General features: G+C 35.6%; 19 protein-coding genes, 1 pseudogene and 1 riboswitch. Of the genes and pseudogenes, 17 read left to right on the top strand and 3 right to left on the bottom strand.

Annotated features, from left to right (window positions below):
• Positions 1 to 76: 76 nt before the first annotated feature.
• Entirely contained in the window at positions 77 to 1402 is a 1326-nt protein-coding gene (lysA, locus tag HF990_RS00785; protein WP_016836909.1) for a diaminopimelate decarboxylase, read from the top strand.
• A gap of 202 nt (positions 1403 to 1604) precedes the next feature.
• On the top strand, positions 1605 to 1973 hold the full coding sequence (locus HF990_RS00790; protein ID WP_096550772.1) for a GNAT family N-acetyltransferase: 369 nt from the start codon (positions 1605 to 1607) through the stop codon (positions 1971 to 1973).
• On the opposite strand, the gene HF990_RS00795 is transcribed toward HF990_RS00790, so the two are convergent.
• Entirely contained in the window at positions 1970 to 2470 is a 501-nt protein-coding gene (locus HF990_RS00795) for a DUF309 domain-containing protein (protein ID WP_168411753.1), read from the bottom strand. The genes HF990_RS00790 and HF990_RS00795 overlap by 4 nt on opposite strands.
• A gap of 63 nt (positions 2471 to 2533) precedes the next feature.
• Between HF990_RS00795 and HF990_RS00800 the strand changes: the two genes are divergently transcribed.
• From HF990_RS00800 to HF990_RS00850, 11 genes are all read left to right on the top strand, one after another.
• The gene (locus HF990_RS00800) at positions 2534 to 3307 is read left to right on the top strand and encodes a segregation/condensation protein A (RefSeq protein ID WP_016836912.1); all 774 of its coding nucleotides are present in this window, start codon (positions 2534 to 2536) and stop codon (positions 3305 to 3307) included.
• Positions 3300 to 3875, top strand: coding sequence for an SMC-Scp complex subunit ScpB (gene scpB, locus HF990_RS00805; RefSeq protein WP_016836913.1), 576 nt, complete (start codon positions 3300 to 3302; stop codon positions 3873 to 3875). Before HF990_RS00800 ends, scpB begins: the two co-directional genes overlap by 8 nt.
• Before the next feature lie 12 nt (positions 3876 to 3887).
• Positions 3888 to 4877, top strand: a complete 990-nt coding sequence (locus HF990_RS00810) for a D-alanyl-D-alanine carboxypeptidase family protein (RefSeq protein WP_096550774.1) — start codon at positions 3888 to 3890, stop codon at positions 4875 to 4877.
• A gap of 160 nt (positions 4878 to 5037) precedes the next feature.
• Complete coding sequence (locus HF990_RS00815; RefSeq protein WP_168411754.1) at positions 5038 to 5772, top strand: pseudouridine synthase; 735 nt, start codon at positions 5038 to 5040, stop codon at positions 5770 to 5772.
• A gap of 103 nt (positions 5773 to 5875) precedes the next feature.
• On the top strand, positions 5876 to 6409 hold the full coding sequence (gene resA / locus HF990_RS00820) for a thiol-disulfide oxidoreductase ResA (RefSeq protein ID WP_016836916.1): 534 nt from the start codon (positions 5876 to 5878) through the stop codon (positions 6407 to 6409).
• A gap of 14 nt (positions 6410 to 6423) precedes the next feature.
• Positions 6424 to 8076, top strand: a complete 1653-nt coding sequence (gene resB, locus HF990_RS00825) for a cytochrome c biogenesis protein ResB (RefSeq protein ID WP_168411755.1) — start codon at positions 6424 to 6426, stop codon at positions 8074 to 8076.
• Positions 8073 to 9254 (top strand): c-type cytochrome biogenesis protein CcsB, encoded by a 1182-nt coding sequence (gene ccsB, locus HF990_RS00830; RefSeq protein WP_168411756.1) that lies wholly within the window; start codon positions 8073 to 8075, stop codon positions 9252 to 9254. The genes resB and ccsB overlap by 4 nt, the downstream gene beginning before the upstream one ends.
• A gap of 151 nt (positions 9255 to 9405) precedes the next feature.
• Entirely contained in the window at positions 9406 to 10122 is a 717-nt protein-coding gene (locus tag HF990_RS00835) for a response regulator transcription factor (protein ID WP_016836919.1), read from the top strand.
• A complete protein-coding gene (locus HF990_RS00840; protein WP_096550778.1) occupies positions 10115 to 11896 on the top strand; it encodes an ATP-binding protein in 1782 nt (593 codons plus the stop codon). Before HF990_RS00835 ends, HF990_RS00840 begins: the two co-directional genes overlap by 8 nt.
• Before the next feature lie 228 nt (positions 11897 to 12124).
• Positions 12125 to 12658 carry an RNA polymerase sigma factor SigX gene (locus HF990_RS00845; protein ID WP_026018951.1) on the top strand — a complete coding sequence of 178 codons (534 nt, stop codon included), beginning with the start codon at positions 12125 to 12127 and terminating at the stop codon, positions 12656 to 12658.
• Positions 12648 to 13856: a hypothetical protein gene (locus tag HF990_RS00850; protein ID WP_168411757.1), complete on the top strand. Its 1209-nt coding sequence runs from the start codon at positions 12648 to 12650 to the stop codon at positions 13854 to 13856. The genes HF990_RS00845 and HF990_RS00850 overlap by 11 nt, the downstream gene beginning before the upstream one ends.
• 250 nt (positions 13857 to 14106) lie before the next feature.
• Here HF990_RS00850 and HF990_RS00855 read toward each other — a convergent pair whose 3' ends face one another.
• A complete protein-coding gene (locus tag HF990_RS00855) occupies positions 14107 to 14661 on the bottom strand; it encodes an ABC transporter permease (RefSeq protein WP_247595784.1) in 555 nt (184 codons plus the stop codon).
• 17 nt (positions 14662 to 14678) lie between these two features.
• Here HF990_RS00855 and HF990_RS00860 point away from each other — a divergent pair.
• From HF990_RS00860 to HF990_RS00875, 4 genes and pseudogenes are all read left to right on the top strand, one after another.
• A pseudogene (locus HF990_RS00860) lies at positions 14679 to 14903 on the top strand (response regulator); the annotation flags it as partial.
• 95 nt (positions 14904 to 14998) lie between these two features.
• A riboswitch (FMN riboswitch) is annotated at positions 14999 to 15133 on the top strand.
• 228 nt (positions 15134 to 15361) lie between these two features.
• Positions 15362 to 15943, top strand: coding sequence for an ECF transporter S component (locus tag HF990_RS00865; protein ID WP_168411758.1), 582 nt, complete (start codon positions 15362 to 15364; stop codon positions 15941 to 15943).
• Between the two features lie 210 nt (positions 15944 to 16153).
• Positions 16154 to 17500: a sodium-dependent transporter gene (locus HF990_RS00870; protein WP_168411759.1), complete on the top strand. Its 1347-nt coding sequence runs from the start codon at positions 16154 to 16156 to the stop codon at positions 17498 to 17500.
• 50 nt (positions 17501 to 17550) lie between these two features.
• Positions 17551 to 18195 (top strand): TlpA disulfide reductase family protein, encoded by a 645-nt coding sequence (locus HF990_RS00875; protein ID WP_016836930.1) that lies wholly within the window; start codon positions 17551 to 17553, stop codon positions 18193 to 18195.
• A 397-nt stretch (positions 18196 to 18592) separates the two neighbouring features.
• Here the strand turns inward: HF990_RS00875 and fabI are convergent, their stop codons facing one another.
• Complete coding sequence (gene fabI / locus HF990_RS00880; RefSeq protein WP_016836931.1) at positions 18593 to 19369, bottom strand: enoyl-ACP reductase FabI; 777 nt, start codon at positions 19367 to 19369, stop codon at positions 18593 to 18595.
• Between the last annotated feature and the right edge of the window lie 52 nt (positions 19370 to 19421).

Here is a 19421-nt window from a genome sequence, read left to right on the forward strand (position 1 = left end):
AGTGTTTAGCCGATCCTTAGAGGAAAAAGTTAGAATTTTTGACATGGACAGCTTATTTGTATACGGAGGGGAATCTATGCACTTATACGGAACTCAAACAATCGGAGAAAATGGCCATTTACATATCGGTGGTGTTGATACAGTTGAGCTAGCTAAAGAATATGGGACTCCACTAATCGTTTATGACCTAGAATTAATAAGAAATCGTGCTCGCGCATTTAGAGACACTTTTATTAAACATGGTGTTGAAGCACAAGTTGCATATGCATCGAAAGCATTTTCATGTATTGCAATCTATCAATTTGTTAACGAAGAAAATTTATCGCTAGATGTTGTGTCTGGTGGAGAATTATATACTGCTATAAAGGCAAACTTCCCCGCTGAACGCATTCATTTCCATGGAAACAATAAATCTTATGATGAATTAATCCTCGCCTTTGATGCAAAAATTGGTTGTATCGTTGTAGATAATTTCTATGAAATTGAACTATTAAAAGAAATTTCAGAATCTCGAAAACAATCGATGAATATTTTATTGCGTGTCACTCCTGGTGTGGAAGCACATACTCACGATTTCATTACAACTGGACAAGCAGATTCTAAATTTGGTTTTGATTTATATAACGGTCAAGCGGATGAAGCATTCAAGCTAGTTGCGAATCATGAATATTTAAATTTACTAGGTTTACATTGTCATATTGGTTCTCAAATTTTTGAAACGGACGGCTTTAGTTTAGCTGCAGGGAAATTAATTGAAAAAATTGGCGAATGGAACGATGCATTTGGCTTCCAATGTAAAGTACTTAATTTAGGCGGTGGCTTTGGCATCCGCTACACAGAAGAAGATCGTCCTCTTGAACCCCATGTGTATGTTGAAGAGATGGTCAAAACAGTAAAAGAGGAAGCTTCAAAACGTCGTTTAGCAATGCCTGAAATTTGGATTGAACCAGGACGTTCCCTAGTTGGAGATGCAGGAACTACATTATACACTATTGGTTCTCACAAAGTCGTACCAAATATCCGTGAATATATTGCAGTTGACGGTGGAATGAGCGACAATATTCGTCCAGCATTATACAATGCAAAATATGAAGCTGTCATTGCTAATAAAGCAAATCTGCCAAAAGATTACACTTATACTGTGGCTGGAAAACTATGCGAATCTGGTGATAAACTAATTGAGGATGCTCCTCTCCAACAAGCAGAACCTGGTGATATACTCGCAATTTTCTGTACAGGTGCTTATGGCTATGCAATGGCTTCTAATTATAATCGTGTGCCGAGACCAGCAGTTGTCTTTGTGGAAAAGGGTGCATATCAACTAGCAATTAGAAGAGAGAGCTATGAAGATATTATTTTAAACGATCAAGAATATCATTTAAACAAGGTGAATAAATTGTGAAATTTTCAAAATGGACATTGTTAGGATTTTTTGTCGTTTTTTGTTTAGTATGGGCATTGTTTTACATTTTTGTACTTATTCCTAAACTTCAGTAAATGAATTGAGATGCTGGTAATTTCTGGGTGAAATTTGATTCTTAATTTGAAATCGTGTACGATAGTAAAGAATGTTTGTATGCGATAAGAAAACGAGGGAATGATACATGTTAGTACGTTATAAAAAATCACTCGAAAAAATTGCGATGGGTTTACTTTCGTTTATGCCCCAAGAAAAGGACGTCAAAAAATTAATGGAAACAATGCAGTCTTATGAACAAGAAGACAATTGGCAATTATATTTATGGAAAAAAGATGATGAGTATGTAGGAATTGTAGGCGTATTAGAGGAAGATTCTGTAGCGACGATTCAGCACATTACGGTTGTTCCTTCCTATAGAGGTGAGGGAATTGCCAAGCAAATGTTAAAAGAATTAAAAACATGTGGTGAATATACAGAAATCAAAGCTTGTGAAGAAACAGAACCCTTTGTTAAGAAATGCTTACATAGCTTACAAGAGGCAGACGAAAATTAACGTCTGCCATTTCTTTTTTCTTCACGCATTGTTAGAATATCTGAACGATCGCGCAGCATATGCTTATGAAGAAGAAATTCATGGGACAACGGTGGAAGTGATGAAATCTTGCCATTGACTTTTTCTATTAAATCACGATTCATCAATTTGATTTGAATAGCTTTGTATGGTTGATTGTTTTCTATGGCATCAATACTTTTTAAACAATCGTTACATAATTGCTGAAAATCGATATAATCAAAAAATGGATGTCCTTGATTGGATAAAAATTTTTTGTAGGCTTTTCTCATTATGCGATGAGCGCCGCGAAGATTTCCTCTTCGCCAATGATATAAGCCGGTCGCCAATTGTATATACCCAACGAGAGGATGTTCTTTTTTTCCAGGTGCAATTGTCTTCCAATATTCCTCTAAAACTTCGTGACATTCAAAATAATCTTGATTACCATTGAAATATGCGCAAAAATCGATAAATAGCGGATGAAATAAGGGATGCATAGTGAATATGAACCTCTTTTCTCTATACTCATTTTTTAATATGAAACGCAAGGTGTGTGACATATGTATGAAGTAAAACTAGATGCTTTTCAAGGACCACTTGATTTATTATTGCATTTAATTCAACGTTTGGAAATTGATATATATGATATCCCGATGGCAGAATTAACCGCTCAATATATGGAGCATGTTCAAGCAATGAAGGTGCTGGAGTTGGATGAAGCCAGTGAATATTTAGTGATGGCTGCAACACTCCTTGCAATTAAAAGCCGGATGTTACTCCCGATTCATGAAGGGGAGATGGAAGAGACAGAATTTGAGGTGGAAGAACCCGATCCAAGGGAAGAATTAGTCCTAAAGTTAATTGAATATAAAAAGTATAAAGAAGCAGCAATTGAATTGAAAAAGATGGAAGAAAATCGACCAGAGAACTTTACAAAGCCGCCAAGTGACCTGTCTCCATTTATGCCGGATGAGCAACTTGCATTGTTTAATGCAGACGTCAATATTTATGATTTGCTGTACGCATTTCAAAAAATGCTTCGAAGAAAACAATTGAGAAAGCCATTAAAAACGACTGTAAAAAAACAAGATATTCCAGTTAAAGAACAAATGTTAAGAGTTGTGGATGTGCTGAAAAAACGGGGTGGTAAATCCAGCTTTTCAGATCTCTTCCCTTATGAAGATAGATCCACAATCATTGTTACCTTTTTATCGCTGTTAGAATTGATGAAACGTCAAGTTGTTTTCGTCGAACAAGAAAGAAACTTTGAAGATTTGACCGTGATTTTGCAGAAGGAGGAACGATTAGGTGAACTCGAAGATCTTGATGGCTAGGATGGAGGCATTACTATTCGTTGTAGGAGATGAAGGACTGACGGTTAAACAACTGGCGGAATTATTAGATGTAGATGAAGTTGATATCGAAGCTGGATTAAGTGAGTTAAAAACCCTTTATGAAAATAATGATGCATCTGGTCTTACAATAAAACAATTGTCTGATACATATTTATTAACAACAAAACCAGAATTAGCAAATACGATCAAAAAATTAGTTGAAAATCCAAATAGTCAAGTACTTTCAACAGCCTCATTAGAAGTTCTTGCAATTATTGCATACAAACAACCTATTACGAGGACAGAAATTGAAGACTTGCGCGGTGTGAAAAGTGAACGTCCTATCCAGACTCTCGCATCACGAGGCCTTATTCGGGAAGTCGGACGAGCAGAAGGTACAGGACGAGCTATTCTTTACGGAACAACAAAAGAGTTTTTAAATTATTTTGGACTATCCGATTTATCAGAGCTTCCTCCATTACCTGAAGGTGATGAAGATGTTGAAAATGAACAAACAGATCTCTTTATGACAAAGTTCCAAGAAGTATTTCATAATGAAAATGAATAAAGGAGTGGCTAAGTGAAATTAGCTAAATTTATCATTACTTTCGCTTTTTCATTGATGTTTTATTTCTCGCTCCATCATGTTGTAAAAGCATCTTATGTTGTCATTGATGCAGATACTGGAAGAACATTGATTGGAAATAATGAGCATGCAAGAATGCCCATAGCAAGCCTTACAAAAATTTGGACTGCACTTATTGCTATTGAAAATAGCAATTTAGATGATGAAGTTGTTATTTCTCGAGAGGCTACAATGAGTGAAGGGTCATCAATTTATTTAGAACCAGGCGAAGTGGTCACTGTAGAAACATTGTTGTATGGTCTTATGCTTCGATCAGGGAACGATGCAGCGTACGCTTTAGCGGAACATGCAGGCGGATCTGTTGAAGGATTTGTCGATTTAATGAATGAAAAAGCACTATATTATCGCTTAAATCAAACATATTTTACTAATCCTTCAGGCTTGCATCATGATTTGCATTTATCCAGTGCCTATGATACTGCCCAAATGTTAAGAATTGCTTTAGAAAATGAAGATTTTTTAAAAATTGCATCAACGATTCAATATAAAAGTAATACGAAAAATGGAACGACGTGGTTAAATAAACATCGCTTACTCCGAGAGAATGTTGGCGCTGTAGCAGGAAAAACTGGATACACAAAAGTAGCTGGAAGAACTCTTGCAACGTATTTTGAAAAGGAGAATGAACGCATTATCGTCGTAACATTAAACGAAGCCAACGATTGGCAAGTACATAAACAACTTGCAAATCAGGTGTTTGAAGAGTATGATGTGAAAACGATTGTAAAAAAAGGAAAGTATAAAGCGAATGATAATATTACAGTTCAGCTGAAGGAACCAATTAAATTACTGATCTCGGAAGAAGAAGAAGATCAATTGCAAAACGTGTTGCATCTATCACGAAATCAAGATGTTAAATTCGGCATTTGGCATGTGTTTTTAAATAATGAAAGTATTTATTCAACAAAGGTAAAGTTAAAATAATAACATAAAAGCTGTCCGAAACGCTCTTATTTTTCGGGCAGCTTTTCACTTGTATAAACTGAGTTGTTTTTCTTTAATATTGAGACAAAATATGACATAATTTTCATCAGTAAAGAAGCTAATGAATTATAGTTATATGTATTTAGAGGTGAGTCATCAAATGGAAAGGCTTCAGAAAGTAATTGCTCAAGCAGGTATTGCTTCCAGAAGAAAAGCGGAGCAATTGATATTAGAAGGAAAAGTGAAAGTTAACGGTGAGGTCGTTACAACACTCGGGACAAAGGTTTCAAGAAGCGATGTTGTAGAAGTGAATGGTATAAAAGTAGAAAGGGAAGAAAAAGTTTACTACTTATTCTATAAGCCAAGAGGTGTCGTATCAACGGTATCCGATGACAGAGGACGAAAAACAGTATTAGACTTTTTTCACGATCACGTGGAAGAGCGAATTTTCCCTGTAGGTCGACTAGATTTTGATACATCGGGCTTAATATTACTAACGAATGATGGCGAATTTGCTAACTTAATGACCCATCCGAAATACAAAATTGAAAAGACATATATTGCAAGGTTAAAAGGGATTCCGAGTTTTGAAGATATCAAAAAATTGCGGAGAGGTATTATGCTTGAGGACGGTATGACTGCTCCTGCAAAGGTGAACATCAAAAAAGTTGATCGAAAAGCAAATAAAGCAATTTGTGAAATTACCATTCATGAAGGGAGAAATAGACAAGTACGACGCATGTTTGACGCAATTGGAACGCCTGTTGTCAAATTAAAACGTGAAAGATTTGCTTTTCTTGACTTAAAAGGATTAAATGCAGGAGAATTTCGGGAACTTACTGCCCATGAAGTGAAGCAGTTGCGCGTGTTGGCAGAAACAGGGAAAATCGGTTGATACTATGTTCATAGTGATAACCTTCATAAACATTTCAAATTTGGCCTTTAAATATTTGCTATAATGAAAGAGATTGGAATGTTCTCTTCAAGGAGGTTGCTGAATGGAAAAGAAAAAGAAACGTTCGATTATTAGAGGAATCATACTTGGAGTATTGGCTTGTGCAATTATTTATACAATATACAATACTGCGACAAAAGATACAGTAGAGGTTTTAGCTGATGGAGATACAGCTCCTGATTTCGAATTAGTAGATTTAGAAGGGAACACACATCGTCTATCTGATTACAGAGGTCAAGGGGTATTTTTAAATTTCTGGGGAACATGGTGTGAACCGTGTAAAAAAGAAATGCCTGCGATGGAACGACAATATCAACAATTTAAGGATCAAGGTGTACACATTTTAGCAGTAAATATAGCTCAGTCCAATTTTGAAGTAGAAAATTTTGTTGAGCAGTATAATCTTACTTTTCCAGTAGTCATTGATAAAACAAAAAGCGTGATGCAAGCTTATAATGTTGGGAAATTACCTGCAACTTATTTAATTACTCCGGAAGGAAAAGTGAAAAGAGTTCCTCCTGGTGAATTGTCAGAAGAACAAATTCAATCTCTTATGGAGTCAATTAAGCCAGAATAGGAGTATTTAAAATTATGGAAAAAATCTCATGTGTTTGTGGTCATGAAAACCCATTTGGTACAAAGATTTGTGAAAAATGTGGTAGACCATTATCTGAAGAAGCGAAAGCTCAAAAAGTTCTTGATATGCGATACGATGGTACAGCCATTCGTTCTAAAACATACAACAAATCCATTATTGATAAAATCTGGAATTTCTTTTCGAGTGTTAAAGTCGGTGTATCGTTAATTATTATTACACTAATTGCATCAGCTCTTGGTACGATTTTTCCTCAAGAATTTTACGTTCAAGTGGCTACACAAGAAGAGAAAGCGCTTTATTATAAACAAAACTATGGCGTTTTTGGTGAACTATATTACAATTTAGGTTTATCTGATTTGTATAGTTCGTGGTGGTATCAGATTCTAGTAGGGCTATTAGGAATCTCCATTATCGTAGCAAGTCTTGACAGAGGTCTTCCTCTATATAAATCGTTAAAAAATCAACGTGTAAAGCGCCATGAAAGCTTTATGAAAAGACAGCGAATTGTTGCTCATGGGCCAGTAACAGAAGGCGATTCTTCAAAAACCCTTGATTTAATTGAAGAAAAAATGAAAAATTTACGTTATAAAGTTCGTCGAGATGGAAACGCTTTATTGGCAGAAAAAAATCGCTTTGCCCGCTCTGGTCCATACATAAATCACCTTGGGCTTATTATCTTCTTGTTAGGAGTAATGTTACGATTCCTACCGGGATTCCACGTAGATGAATCGATGTGGATTCGCGAAGGAGAAGTTCGTGCGATTCCTGGAATGGATGGATATTTCCTAGAAAATAAACAATTTATTTTAGAAACTTATGACAATGATCCAACGAGAGCACAAATTGAACAAGGTGTTGCTGCCATTGCGAAGAACTATCAGACGGATGTAAAGTTATATAAACAGGCTGAAGGTGCAGTGTTAGGGGATACGGAAAATATGGAACTCGTTAAAGAGTATTCCATTCGTGTTAACTACCCATTAAAATATGATGGTTATGCTATTTATCAAATGGATTATCGATTAAATGAATTAAAATCAATGACGTTCGAATTAACCCATAAACAATCTGGTGAGTCTCTTGGATCGATGAAAATCGATTTGACAAATCCAGAAAAAGAATATGTTTTAGGTGAAAATACAAAAGTTCAAATCTTGAACTACTACCCAGACTTTTCTGGACTAAAAGATGGTGTTCCTCAAACTGCATCCCAATATCCAAATAACCCTGCTTTTGTGTTTAAAATGATGACACCGGATAAGCCAGAAGGGGAAGTAAGTTTCGTTTCAATTGGTGCTTCTCCAATTGAAGCGGGGGAAAATGAATATAAAATGACCTTTAAAGGTGTAGAAACAAGAAATGTATCAGGATTAACAATTCGAAAAGATGTAACGATTCCTATCTTGATTATTGGTGGAGTTATTTTCTTATTAGGATTAGCAATTGGTTCTTATTGGAATCATCGTCGCCTGTGGGTACAACAATTAGAAGATGGCAAAATTATGCTTGCTGCCCATACAAACAAAAACTGGTTTAGCATGAAAAAAGATTTAGATGTTGTGACAGAATATGCGCATTTACCTCAATATATTGACCAACTAGAAGAAAAAGATGAGAAGGATAAGGAAGGTGACGGTGCCGAATGAGTTTAATTGATATTAGTGGTAATTTACTTTTTATAGCATTCTTTGCATATATTATAGGTACGGTTTTCATAGCGGGTTCCATTAAAAGAAACGATGGTGCTGCTAGTAGAGCCGAAAAATGGGGAAAAATAGGAATTGTGATTGCAATTATTGGTTTCATTTCCCAGCTAGGCTATTTTATTACCCGTTGGATCTATGCGGGACATGCTCCTGTAAGTAACATGTTTGAATTTACTACAGCCTTTGGAATGTTCCTCGTTGGAGCATTTATATTAATCTACTTTATGTATCGTGTTACGGTTCTTGGTTTAGTGGCATTACCGATAGCAGTACTATTTATTTCTTATGCAACAATGTTCCCAACAGAAGTAACGCCACTTGTGCCATCGCTACAAAGTAATTGGCTAACTATTCACGTTGTAACAGCGGCAATTGGACAGTCGATTCTTGCTATTAGCGCAGTGGCTGGACTTGTTTATTTACTAAAGGAAGTAGATCCAAAAACAAGCTCAAGGGAACGTTTTTGGCTTGAAGCCATTTTATATTTCTGCGTAGTTGTAATCGGCTTTGTACTTGTAACGATTACATTCCGCGGCATGGGATATGAAGCACAATTTACTTATGTTAATAATAATGGTATGGAATCTGAAATCGTTTATAATATGCCGGCATTATTCGGAATGAATGAATCTGAATTAAAAACGGAAGGCGTTATGGAGCCGCTAGTCGAAATGCCTGCGATTATTAATGCGAAGAAATTAACGACTGTTGTATGGTCATTCTTGGTTGGAACGATTCTATACTTGTTATATCGCTTCATTGTGCGAAGACCGATTTGTGAGTTGCTTCATCCTTTAGTGAAAAAAGTAAACTCTCATTTAGTTGACGAAATTGGATATCGTTCTGTATTAATCGGATTCCCTGTCTTCACATTAGGGGCTCTCGTCTTTGCCATGATTTGGGCACAAGAAGCTTGGGGCCGTTACTGGGGATGGGATCCAAAAGAAGTATGGGCTCTCATCACTTGGTTATTCTATGCAGCTTATCTTCATTTACGTTTATCTAAAGGATGGGAAGGAAGAAAGTCTGCTTGGCTCGCATTAATCGGATTTGCAATCATCATCTTTAATCTCGTCTTTGTAAACTTAGTGATTGCAGGACTCCATTCATATGCATAATTTCTATATACTATAATAAACGTATAAATATTAATAAAATGTGAAAGCTCTCCTCAAAACTGTGGAGAGCTTTCTTAATAGTCTTTAATTTTTATTCATAAAATTGTACAATGAATGTAGGTAGAGATTGCAAAGAGAGGGGTTAGACATCGTGTCTGAAAAAGTGTCTATTTTAGTTGTAGATGATGAAGATCGCATTCGTCGCCTGCTAAAAATGTACTTAGAACGGGAAGGTTACGAGGTAGATGAAGCTGAGAACGGTGAAGTAGCGTTAAAAAAGGCACTAGATAATGATTATCATTGTGTCATTTTAGATATCATGATGCCGGAGAAAGACGGATTACAAGTTTGTGAAGAGTTGAGAGAGAAGAAATCTACTCCCATTATTTTACTGACAGCAAAAGGCGAAGAAGCAAACCGTGTGCAAGGTTTTGAATTAGGTGCGGACGACTATATCGTAAAACCATTTAGTCCACGAGAAGTGGTGTTGCGAGTGAAAGCGATTTTACGCCGCTCAAGTGCATTAAATCAAGTTTCTAGTACAACTACATCTCGAGATATCGTTGTGTTCCCTCATTTAACTATCGATAATGATGCACACCGAGTAACATGTGATGGACAAGAAGTAAACTTAACACCGAAAGAATATGAGCTACTTTACTTCTTAGCTAAATCACCAGATAAGGTATTTGATCGCGAACAATTGTTAAAAGAAGTATGGCACTATGATTTCTTTGGTGATTTGCGCACAGTCGATACGCATATAAAGCGCTTACGTGAAAAGTTAAACCGCGTATCAGACAAAGCAGCTAAAATGATTGTAACCGTTTGGGGCGTAGGTTACAAATTCGAGGTAATCAATGACTAGAATATGGAATAGTATTGTCGGGAAGCTATGGGCAACCATATTGCTTCTCGTTTCGTTTGTGTTATTTATTTTCACAGTTGCCATGCTTGAATTCTTAGATGATTTCCATATGAAACAAGCGGAAAGTTCGCTTAAGCAAACAGCAACGACCATCTCGAACATTGTTGCACATACAGATATCGATCAAATCACCGATGAGTTGTTGGAAGACTTATTAAATGGAGATACAAATGGATTTATTGCACTAAATAATCAAACTGTTATATCCAGTTATCAAACTGGAATAAATCAAGAAAAAATTCGAAATGCTTTGTTAAATTCTAAGGAATTTCAACGAGTCTTAGATACGAATGAACCGCTTATAAGACAAATGATTTTATCTTCTCAAGCGGATGAAGATAAAATGGAATCCTATTTTGTTTTAGGCTATCCATTATCGATTGAGCATGAAGTGCAAGGAGTTCTATTTATTTATCAAAACCCTTCTGCTCTTCACGAAACGACGAATCAAACGACGAAGATTGTCTTTCTCTCAGCATTTATCGCCTTTGTATTAACAACATTTTTTGCCTTTTTCTTATCTTCCAAAATTACGTTACCTCTCCGAAAAATGCGTGCCTATGCATTTGATATTGCAAAAGGTAAGTTTGATGAGCAATTGCCAACAAATCAAAGCGATGAAATTGGTCAATTAGCTGTAGCTTTCAATCAAATGGGGCGTCAGTTAAAACATCATCTCGAAGTCATTAATCAAGAAAAAGAACAGTTGTCTAACATTCTCACTTCAATGACAGATGCGGTAATTACGTTTAATCGTGATAAAACGATTTTGCTGAGCAATCCTCCAGCTGATCGATTATTACAACGTTGGTTTATTCGAAATGGGGTCGATAAAGAATTATTCTTACCAGAAGAAATTTATGCCATGTTAGATCATGTTCTAACTTTTGAAGATAAGTTGGAAGAAGATTTGGAAATAGACGGTTCGTACTACCGCATCACCATCAGTCCATTAAAAAGCAGTGGACAAGCAATCCGTGGCGCGATTGCAGTCATACGTGATATGACTGAACAAATTAAATTGGATAAATTACGTTCAGACTTTATTGCTAATGTTTCTCATGAATTAAGAACGCCAATTGCCATGTTGCAAGGATATTCAGAAGCAATTATTGATGGTGTTGTTGAGTCAGAGGAAGACAAGAATGAGATGATTAAAATTATTTATGATGAGTCTCAACGAATGGGTCGCCTAGTAGCGGATTTATTGGATTTAGCTCGAATGGAATCTGGACATACGACGCTTGTAAAAGAGTCTGTACCAATCAACCCTGTCTTTGAACGAATTACGCAAAAGTTTAGTCAAGTGGCGAAAGAAAATCATATTCAATTAATGTTCCATACGGAAATGTCAGATGATGTATTGATAAATATCGATGAAGACCGAATTGAACAAGTGTTAACAAATTTAATTGATAATGCGATACGTCATACACCAGAAGACGGCAGTGTAACGGTGTCATTGGAACAAGAATTATCTTATTTGAAAGTGCAAGTATCTGATACAGGAGAAGGAATTCCGAAAGAAGATTTACCATTTGTGTTTGAACGTTTTTATAAGGCGGATAAGGCGAGAACACGCACGAGGAAAGTTGGCACTGGTTTAGGACTAGCTATCGCTAAAAATATCGTTGAAGCCCATAATGGTAATATAAGAGTTGATAGTGAAGTTGGAGAAGGAACAACTTTTACTTTCTATTTGCCTTTAAACTAAAATAGTTTTTGGATCAGAATTCGTGGATATTCTAGGTAAATGAGTTGCAGAAATTTGGAAAGATAGGACTTGCCATTCTGCAAAAGTATGGTACTCTTTTACCTGGAGTAGAAGCGAATTCTTTTTTTATATAAATGTTGAAGAACATTTAAAAGAAAAATAGCTCTCCAAATGAAACATTTTACGATTTGAAACGACAAAATTAATAAGGATGGAGGTGGCATGGATTTGAAAGAATCCATATTCCATCGACTGTATGATCAATATCATCAAGATGTATTCCAATTTTTAATCTATTTAGTAAAAGATCGATCGGTTGCGGAAGATTTGTCTCATGAAGTATACGTTCGTGTTTTAAAATCATACGAACGTTTTCAAGGGAAAAGTTCTGAAAAAACTTGGCTTTTTGCTATCGCAAAAAATGTGGCAATCGATTATTTTCGAAAAAATGCAGTTCGCTCAGCCCATTCTTTTACCGCCTTTGATTGGGAAACAGAACAACTAGTATCACCAACAAAATCACCAGAATCTTTCATAGAATTAAATGATGAGACAAGGCAAATACTAGAGGCGCTGGAAAAATGTACAGGTGATCAACAAATGGTGATAATTATGCGCTATTTTCAGGAATTATCGATTGCTGAAACTGCAGCAATTTTAAATTGGACAGAAGGTAAAGTCAAAACAACACAACACCGTGCAATTAAACAATTGCGAGAATTACTATCACGAAACAAGGAGGCGAGTCAAAATGAATCATGAACATTGGGATGAGGATCGAATTGAAGAGCTATTAAAAAATGTTCCAAAAATTCATGATGTCCGTTCAAAAGAAGAAGTATTTGAACGATTAAAAAGAGATGGAGTATTTGATGAAGAGCCTCCGAAAAATTCACCAATTATTAAAAAGAAAACGAAAATTATGCCATGGTTGATTGCTGCTTGTGCTGCGTTATTAGCAGCTGTTCTCATACCATCTTTGACGAACAATTCAATGGAGGAACAAGCAATATTAAATAGTGAACAAGATGATTCCAGTGGAGATCAACAGGAAATGGAAACTTTTGCTCTTCCGAATGACATGGAAGAAAAGGAAAACTTTGTACCTATGTCAACATCGGACGCTGATATTAAAACTGCTGTATATCCTGAACAATTGGAAGGAAACACTCTTTTCAAGATTGGTCTTGCAAGCGATGAAGCAGAAAGCATTCCAGTAACAATCTTAATCCCAAATGAAAAAATTGTAGAAGATTTTGGGAAAGACAATCCAACACAGGTGGAGTTATACAATGAATATGCTCCGCAGTTAAATGAAAAGTTACTAGGGTTTAATGAATATCATCCATATGTGGGTGAAATAACAGAAAGTGAAGGAAAGGTTATTCATAAATTACCGAATAATCATCCATATGATGAAGATGCGGCAACTTATTATGCTACTTTAACAGATACCTTCTCTGATTACAGTGAAATGGAAATTGTTGATGAAAACAGCGAACCGGTAATTTTGGAAGATATTGGGGAAGAATATACCCTATTAACTGAAAAATCAAAGCAACATAGTTACTTTAAATATGTGCAAAATGATGGATCGGAGTTTTTAGCACCGAATTTTAGAGAAACTTATTCAACAGTAGAAGAAGCAATGGAAGCGTTAAAGGTAAGTACAAATGATATTTACAAATCAGTGATTTTACCCAATGCTGATTATTCCGTATCTGTCAATCATGATGTAGTAATAATTACATTTAAAAATCGCTTAGATTTATTTGAGTATAATCAAGTGGAAGCGATGCAAATGATTGAAGCGATGTTATTAACAGCAGCTGGATATAATAAATCGGTACAATTTGAAAACATTGTACAAACAGAATGGGAAGGTTTCGATTTTACAAAACCGTTGCCAATTCCAGTTGGACCGAATGAGTTGCCATATACTGTATTAGAAAATAGATAAAGTTTTCCATTTGGGTATTTTGAAATTGATTGAGAAGAAGTATTAGAAATGCCGGGATAATATATTTTTATATATTTAAAAATTGATTGGAGTGCCGGGGTGAGTGCCTCTGTCGCAACGCTTTCGAGGCAAAGCGTACCCGGTTCGAAAATCATTTTTTAGATTTTATCCAACCTTTTTATATTTGATATGTGAGAAAGTATGCGAAAAGACAAGGATATTGCTTTTCGCATTTTTTCTTTTATCGCATTTATCCATAGACGATTAATATAGCAAATAAGGGTATCAAAGTATTGGTATTTTGAATGGTAAAGTGCACTTGTTCATCGAGGTACAATTGCTTTATAGGACTCAAGAGCATGTAATAGCTCCAAATAATGAATGTTTGGAATTTAGATGAGATAAAGTTGCTCGTTAAACCAAGAAATGCTCCACTCATTCCAAGTGTTAAGGAAAAAGCTTGATTTTTTAATGTCATCGATGCCCATTGCTGCAATGGAATGATGGTAAAACAAGTCAATGATGTACCCAATAAAAAAATGAATAGTAATTCGTAAGGTACATTTTCAAGACCTTTATACATACCAAATGCCCAAATGAATAAAAATTGACAAATGCTTACAAATAATAAAAGGATTGAAGAACAAAAGAATTTTGCGAAATACATCTGTTTTTGATTCATCGAAAGGGTAAGTAACAGTTTCCACGTATCCCCTTTATGTTCCATATCACATATACGAGAAACGCAAATGGCCGATAAAATTGGCAAAAAAACACAGTTTAATGAAGAAATTGTTAATATCATTAACTCCCATTTTGCAGTTTCAGCGTATTTATCAAGCAACAAACTGTGAAGAAGCAAAGCAAATTATTCAATTGATTAAGCCTGATCTAGCAATTTTAGATGTGATGTTGCCAGATGGCGATGGTTTTTCTCTCTTATCGACCATTCGCCAATATTCGAATATACCTGTTATTTTTTTAACGGCAAGAGGAGAAGATGAGGATCGTTTGCTTGGGCTTGGACTAGGAGCTGATGATTATATAATAATAAAGAATGATTGTTTTAATACTTCATATTAATTCCTTTACAAATACTCGGAATACTCCTATAATATTACTAAATTAATAATAAAATAATGATTCATCTTCGGGGCAGGGTGAGATTCCCGACCGGCGGTATTAGAACGGTTGTTCTTAAGCCCGCGAGCTCTTTTTGAGCAGGATTTGGTGAGATTCCAAAGCCGACAGTATAGTCTGGATGGGAGAAGATGAAGGTACGGTCGTTTTTCGTTATGTAACCTAGACACGTGGCAATTATTGTGTTGGAAATTTTTGTATTAATCCAACGCGCTATTTTCCTATTCTCTTTTTGTCATGTGTAGCTTTTCGTGTACCCGTTTTCTCCCTTATGCTAGTTTGGCATAAGGGATTTTAATTTTTAACGAAGTCGACTATGTGCCTTTCTTCTTGCGAGTTGAATCAGCAAAGAGGAGAGAGTGCTAATGAACAAAATGAAATTGCGTTCTTTTGTAACAATCGCAATGCTATCGAGTATTTCATTTATTTTAATGTTTTTAAATTTTCCATTACCGTATTTTCCGGTATTTTTAGAGATTGATTTTAGTGATGTTCCTGCATTGATTGCGGCAATTACGATGGGACCTGTTGCAGGAATTTTAGTTGAATTCATTAAAAATATCTTGAATTGGCTATTTATGGGTGCTCCTACTGGGGTGCCAGTGGGACATATGGCAAACTTCGCAACAGGGATCTTGTTTATCATGCCAGTTTACTATGTATATAAAAGAACTAATTCAGTAAAAGGGTTAATCTTTGGACTGATAGCTGGAACATTTACGATGTCAATTGGCATGAGCGTATTAAACTATGTTGCTTTCCTGCCAATGTACACATATTTCTTAGGAATGGGTACATTTGATGTAAAAGAAACTATCGTTCTAGGAATTTTGCCATTTAATATTATCAAAGGTATTTTGTTGATGGTGTTAGTATTGATGTTATTTAGAACGATGAGAAATTGGATTGAAAATCAAAGAGCACAATATTTATTGCAAAAACAATAATAGAACATAGATCATTAGGGGTTTGCTGTTTTGTGCAAACCTCTTTTATTTTGAGTAAATTACGAATACACTTTTGAAGGAATTGTATGATTGCTTACATTATATTTCCGTTCGATCAATATTATAGAAAGTTTATATTGTTTTAAAAAATTGATATGATGTAATCATCATGTTTATTAGTTTAAAGTCATAAAGGAAGGAATTTTTACAATGGATCAAAATAAAGGGCAATGGACGAGTAAAATTGGATTTATATTAGCTTCGGCAGGGGCAGCCATTGGACTCGGCGCTATTTGGAAAATGCCTTATGTGACAGGGCAAAGCGGAGGGGGAGCTTTTTTCTTAATCGTTGTTATTTTCACCCTTCTCATAGGATTGCCAATGCTATTATCGGAATATATTATTGGTCGTAGCACTCAAAAAGAAGCAGTAACAGCATATAAATTATTAGCCCCCCATAATCTTCGCTGGTCTTGGATTGGGAAGTTAGGAGTTATCGGTTGCTTTATTATGCTATCCTTTTACAGCGTTGTAGGTGGATGGATATTTATATACAGTGGCGTTTCATTGGTTGGAGGAGTCATTGAGCCGAATGCCAATCCAGGAGATTTTTTTAATTATGTTATAGGGACACCATGGATTACGTTGTTAGGTCTTGCACTATTTACTTTAGCAAATGTATTAGTCATTGCATTAGGAGTGCAAAACGGAATTGAAAAAGCCAATAAAGTTATGATGCCGTTATTATTCATTCTATTTATTATTTTAGTAGTACGCGGCTTAACTTTAGATGGAGCAGTGGAAGGGGTAAAATTTTTCCTATGGCCTGATTTTTCAAATATTACTGGGGAATCGTTATTGTTTGCTCTTGGACAGTCCTTTTTTGCACTGGCGGTAGGATTTTCGTGCCTTGTAACTTATAGCTCCTATTTAAAAAAGGAAGTTAGCATACCTCAATCGGCAACATGGGTTGTTGTGTTAACCATTTTGGTTTCATTTCTTGCTGGACTAGCAATTTTCCCAGTTGTCTTTACATTTGGAATGGAGCCAACTGAAGGACCGGGATTATTGTTTATGGTTTTACCTGCTGCTTTTAGTCAAATGGCTTTCGGTGAAGTATTTTTGGCGATGTTTTTGATATTATTTTTATTTGCAACGCTCACTTCATCTTTTAGCATGTATGAGATTATCGTTGCTGCGTTAATTGAGAAATTACATATTCGCCGCACGAAATTAACTGTCATTTTAGGAATCATCGTTTTTATTGTTTCGATTCCATCTGCATTATCTTTCAACTTATTAAGTAATGTGTCAATTTTTAATAAAAGTATTTTTGATGCCACGGATTATCTTGTTTCCAACGTGCTCTTACCTTTAGGAAATATATTAATTGCAATATTTATTGTATATGTGATGGATAAACAATTAGCAAAAAAGGAATTATTGCAAGGAAGCCAAATGGGGGAAGGTTATTATCACGTTTATAGAGCATTGATGACGTATGTTGTTCCGGTTGTGATTATAATTGTGTGCCTTGCAAGACTGTTTGGATTTTGAAACAGCAGCATACATATAGTAAAAATGACAACCGTTATAAGGAAGGTGTTATGGAAAAATCGAAAGTATCCATTTTCTTTCTCTTGCTTATTCTCTGTGCATTCACTTGGACGATTTATTCGAAATTTATAAAGAATGAAAAAGGTCTAGAGGAGTCTTTTACAGAAGACGAGTTTATCGATTTTCTTTATCAAAATTTAGGTTTAGAGGATCCACACGATGTTGACATTCATGAATTTGAATATGACATGATTGAAACTACTTATCAAGTGGTGGATGTTGAGGCAAGCGATTTTCAACTAAAAACAATGCAAAATGAAACAATTAAATTGTCTGATTTGAAAGGGAAAAAAGTTTTCATCAACTTTTGGACAAGTTGGTGCCCCCCTTGCAAAGAAGAAATGCCTCATTTAAATGAGTTCTATGAACAATTTGCAAAAAAGAACAATATCGAAATATTGGCCATCAACATTACCGATCAAGAATTATCAATGGATGACGTGAAAAAATTTGCTGACAAATATCAAATAAAGTTTCCTATATTATTTGATGATACCGGTGCGGTTTCGACGGAATATAAAATCATTACGATTCCTACAAGCTTCATTATAGATGAAGAAGGTAAAATAACCGAAAAAATTGTCGGCCCTGTCACAAAAGACATATTATTAGAAAAATTTCAGATAAATACATGAATACTTACTAAAAAACATAAACAAGACTAGACAGTATTAATACAAAAAAGACGTAAGTGATGAATATCCAGTTGAAATCAGGGGAGTCCATACTGAGTCATTTTGCTGATGGCAATGTGTTGATTATTGTTCGGAGCGGGGTTGGTTCATTTAATTGAACAGGGAATAGCTGAATTAACGAGGAAATCGATATTGCAAATGGATTCGAAAGAGAAGCATAGTTTAAAAGAATATTATGGTTATGTAAATAAAAGAGTGGATTACGATTTTAAGCCTCCTTTCTGGGGAAAATTTTTAAATAGTTGTAAGTAGGTCATTCGTTTAGAGAATGGCCTTTTATTGTGAGAAAAAAAGTAGCACAAACCAACAATTGATTTGTACTACAGCTAGTGAAAGATTATCCCATAATATGATAACCTGAGTCAACGTAAATCGTTTCTCCTGTAACGCCGCGGGATAATTCGCTAAGCATTACGACTGTCATATCTCCAACTTCTTCTTTATTTGTATTGCGTTTCAATGGAGATACTTCTTCATATCGGTGAAGGGCTTCGTTAAAGCTTGGAACACCTTTAGCAGCCAATGTACGAATTGCACCAGCGGAAATGGCATTAACGCGAATACCTTCTTTGCCAAGATCCGCAGCTAAATAACGAACGCTTGCTTCAAGCGCAGCTTTCGCAACACCCATGACATTATATCCTTCAAGAACTCGTTCTGCACCCAAGTAAGACATTGTAACGATAGAGCCACCTTCTGTCATATAAGGACGCGCTGCATTAGCAACAGCAATTAATGAATATGCGCTTGTATCTTGGGCAAAGGCATAGCCCTCTCGCGAAGTTTCAACAAAGCGATTTTTTAAATCTTCTGCATGAGCAAAGGCTACAGAATGTACGATACCGTGGATGACACCGAATTGTTCACCAATTTGTTTGAATGCATTTTGAATCGATTCGTCGCTGTTAACGTCACATTGAATAATTGCTGTTTTGTGGTCTTGATAGTCTTCTAAAATTTTTTCTAGTTTTGCTTTTGAACGATCTTTTCGATACGTGAAAATCACGTTTGCTCCAACTTCTAATAGTTTCTTTGCTGCTCCCCAAGCGATGCTTCTTTCATTGGCTACGCCCATCACAACGATATTTTTATCTTTTAATTTTAATACATCCATGTACTTGACCCCTTTAACATCAGTTATTAGTACCAACTACTAGAAGTGTAAC

The organism is Ureibacillus thermosphaericus, assembly GCF_012396605.1.
GTDB classification, from domain to species: domain Bacteria; phylum Bacillota; class Bacilli; order Bacillales_A; family Planococcaceae; genus Ureibacillus; species Ureibacillus thermosphaericus.

Coding starts and splice junctions, on each gene's coding strand:
- lysA (WP_016836909.1), top strand. CDS start 77: ATGCACTTATACGGAACTCAAACAATCGGAGAAAATGGCCATTTACAT.
- HF990_RS00790 (WP_096550772.1), top strand. CDS start 1,605: ATGTTAGTACGTTATAAAAAATCACTCGAAAAAATTGCGATGGGTTTA.
- HF990_RS00795 (WP_168411753.1), bottom strand. CDS start 2,470: ATGCATCCCTTATTTCATCCGCTATTTATCGATTTTTGCGCATATTTC.
- HF990_RS00800 (WP_016836912.1), top strand. CDS start 2,534: ATGTATGAAGTAAAACTAGATGCTTTTCAAGGACCACTTGATTTATTA.
- scpB (WP_016836913.1), top strand. CDS start 3,300: ATGGCTAGGATGGAGGCATTACTATTCGTTGTAGGAGATGAAGGACTG.
- HF990_RS00815 (WP_168411754.1), top strand. CDS start 5,038: ATGGAAAGGCTTCAGAAAGTAATTGCTCAAGCAGGTATTGCTTCCAGA.
- resA (WP_016836916.1), top strand. CDS start 5,876: ATGGAAAAGAAAAAGAAACGTTCGATTATTAGAGGAATCATACTTGGA.
- resB (WP_168411755.1), top strand. CDS start 6,424: ATGGAAAAAATCTCATGTGTTTGTGGTCATGAAAACCCATTTGGTACA.
- ccsB (WP_168411756.1), top strand. CDS start 8,073: ATGAGTTTAATTGATATTAGTGGTAATTTACTTTTTATAGCATTCTTT.
- HF990_RS00840 (WP_096550778.1), top strand. CDS start 10,115: ATGACTAGAATATGGAATAGTATTGTCGGGAAGCTATGGGCAACCATA.
- HF990_RS00850 (WP_168411757.1), top strand. CDS start 12,648: ATGAATCATGAACATTGGGATGAGGATCGAATTGAAGAGCTATTAAAA.
- HF990_RS00855 (WP_247595784.1), bottom strand. CDS start 14,661: ATGATATTAACAATTTCTTCATTAAACTGTGTTTTTTTGCCAATTTTA.
- HF990_RS00865 (WP_168411758.1), top strand. CDS start 15,362: ATGAACAAAATGAAATTGCGTTCTTTTGTAACAATCGCAATGCTATCG.
- HF990_RS00870 (WP_168411759.1), top strand. CDS start 16,154: ATGGATCAAAATAAAGGGCAATGGACGAGTAAAATTGGATTTATATTA.
- HF990_RS00875 (WP_016836930.1), top strand. CDS start 17,551: ATGGAAAAATCGAAAGTATCCATTTTCTTTCTCTTGCTTATTCTCTGT.
- fabI (WP_016836931.1), bottom strand. CDS start 19,369: ATGGATGTATTAAAATTAAAAGATAAAAATATCGTTGTGATGGGCGTA.